Origin of the sequence: Providencia sp. wls1922, assembly GCF_009706505.1 — a bacterium.
GTDB classification, from domain to species: Bacteria; Pseudomonadota; Gammaproteobacteria; order Enterobacterales; family Enterobacteriaceae; genus Providencia; species Providencia lanzhouensis.
Map to the genome: position 1 here is coordinate 1 of NZ_WLUG01000028.1, position 1,821 is coordinate 1,821.

At 42.2% G+C, this 1,821-nt stretch carries 2 protein-coding genes; both read left to right on the top strand.

Features of this window, described 5'->3' with window-relative positions:
* Nucleotides 1-34 precede the first annotated feature (34 nt).
* Nucleotides 35-283, top strand: a complete 249-nt coding sequence (locus tag GKR71_RS01380) for a hypothetical protein (protein ID WP_230084998.1) — start codon at nucleotides 35-37, stop codon at nucleotides 281-283.
* On the top strand, nucleotides 283-1,770 hold the full coding sequence (locus GKR71_RS01385) for a phage N-6-adenine-methyltransferase (protein WP_154633852.1): 1,488 nt from the start codon (nucleotides 283-285) through the stop codon (nucleotides 1,768-1,770). Before GKR71_RS01380 ends, GKR71_RS01385 begins: the two co-directional genes overlap by 1 nt.
* The last annotated feature ends 51 nt before the right edge of the window (nucleotides 1,771-1,821 follow it).

Consider the following 1,821-nt stretch of genomic DNA (forward strand, 5'->3'; position numbering starts at 1 on the left):
GGAATGAATGTGAGCAGCGTTTAGGGGGTACAGCATGATGCGCAGTGAAGCTAAAAAAATCTATGGTGTAGACGTTCTAGGCATGATTGCAATATTGAAACATATTCGCAAATTGCTGGTTATTCGTAAGCTGCGCAGACAATGGGGTGATTACCGCCGTGATTTAATCATTTGCAGAAAATTCAGCCATCTAAGCCACCTCGCTGATTATTTTCAAGTTCAGCAGCGCTATACCCGCATTCGTTTGTATACGAAAGCCCACCAGCAGCGAGGTACTATCTGATGATTAATGTATCAAGCTTTTCTGGTGGTCGCACTTCAGCGTTTATGGTCCATTTACTAGAACGAAAAGCAGCTAAAGAAAATTTAACAATAAAACATGTCTTTATGGATACCGGTGCGGAACACCCTAAAACCTATGAATTTATCCGCAATGTTGCCAAAAACTGGAATATTGACCTTGTTTGCCTGCGACTTGTTATTGATCCGGAACTTGGAAAAGCCAACACCTACAAAGTTATTCCAGTGGATGAAATTGGTCCAGACTTACAACCATGGATAGATGCTTGCAGTAAATACGGTACTCCGTATGTACATGGTGCTTTTTGTACTCGAACGATGAAAACAGAGGTTTTCACTCGTTACTGTAAAGAAACTTACGGTGAGTATCATACATGGTTAGGCATTAGATCTGATGAGCCAAAGCGATTAAAAGAGCGTGGCGGTGTTTCATATCTTGCTGATATCAGCGAAGTTGAAAAACAAGACATTCTTGACTGGTGGGCTGAACAACCTTTCGATCTAGATTTACCTGAGCATTTGGGTAACTGCGTTTTCTGCGTAAAAAAAGGTATTAATAAAATCGCTTTAGCAACCCGTGACGAGCCGGAGCTAGCACAGCAATTCCTTAATGTAATTACCGATAAATCTGTTCGTGTTGTAGAACGCCGCCAACAAGAAAATAAAATCATGTATCGAGGTAATAATTCACTCGAAGGCATTATTGCAATGTTTGCGGATCATTCTCGTGATGACATAGCTGAAACCATCCGTGGTGCTGGTGGCTATGATGCTGGTTCATGCAGTGAATCATGCGAGCCAATGCTATGCGAACTGGAAGAAGAACAGAGTGAGTATGTTAAAAAGCTTAATTTATTGAAATCAAAGCCAACCCATAAACTTAATGAGATTGGGGATCAGTGGCAATCTCCCGAAAACCTGGTGTATGGCGCTAACGCAATCTATGGCCCATTCACGCTGGATTTATTCACTGATGGTGAAAATAACAAAGCCCCACATTTTTACACTGCAGAGGACAATGCGCTCACTCAAGATTGGTCGGAAAAGCTAAAAGAAATCGGCGGTGTAGCTTTTGGTAATCCTCCATATTCAAGACCTTCATATCACGACAAACAGGCTATCACAGGCGTTATTCACATTATGAATTATGCTTCAGCGATGCGTGAAAAAGGTGGGCGTTATGTCTTTTTATTGAAAGCAGCAACAAGTGAAAGCTGGTGGCCAGAAGATGCGGATCACATCTGCTTTATTCGTGGGCGTATCGGTTTTGACGTTCCGAAGTGGTTTAACCCGGCTGATGAAAAACAAAAGCCTACCGGGGCATTTTTCGCCGGGGCCATAGTTGTTTTCGATAAAACATGGACTGGCAAAGCATTTGATTACATTAGCAGAGAAGAACTAGAACAGCGCGGTAAGGCATTCATAGAGCAAGCGCAGTGGTTAGCTAAAAAGATGGGCGTGGCGGCATGATCCCTAGACAGATTAGACAGTATCGAGAAGTTATAACGATTTTTAAAGATA

Bases quoted from the DNA above. Each gene is read 5' to 3' on its own strand.
- GKR71_RS01380 (WP_230084998.1), top strand. From the start codon at position 35: ATGATGCGCAGTGAAGCTAAAAAAATCTATGGTGTAGACGTTCTAGGC.
- GKR71_RS01385 (WP_154633852.1), top strand. From the start codon at position 283: ATGATTAATGTATCAAGCTTTTCTGGTGGTCGCACTTCAGCGTTTATG.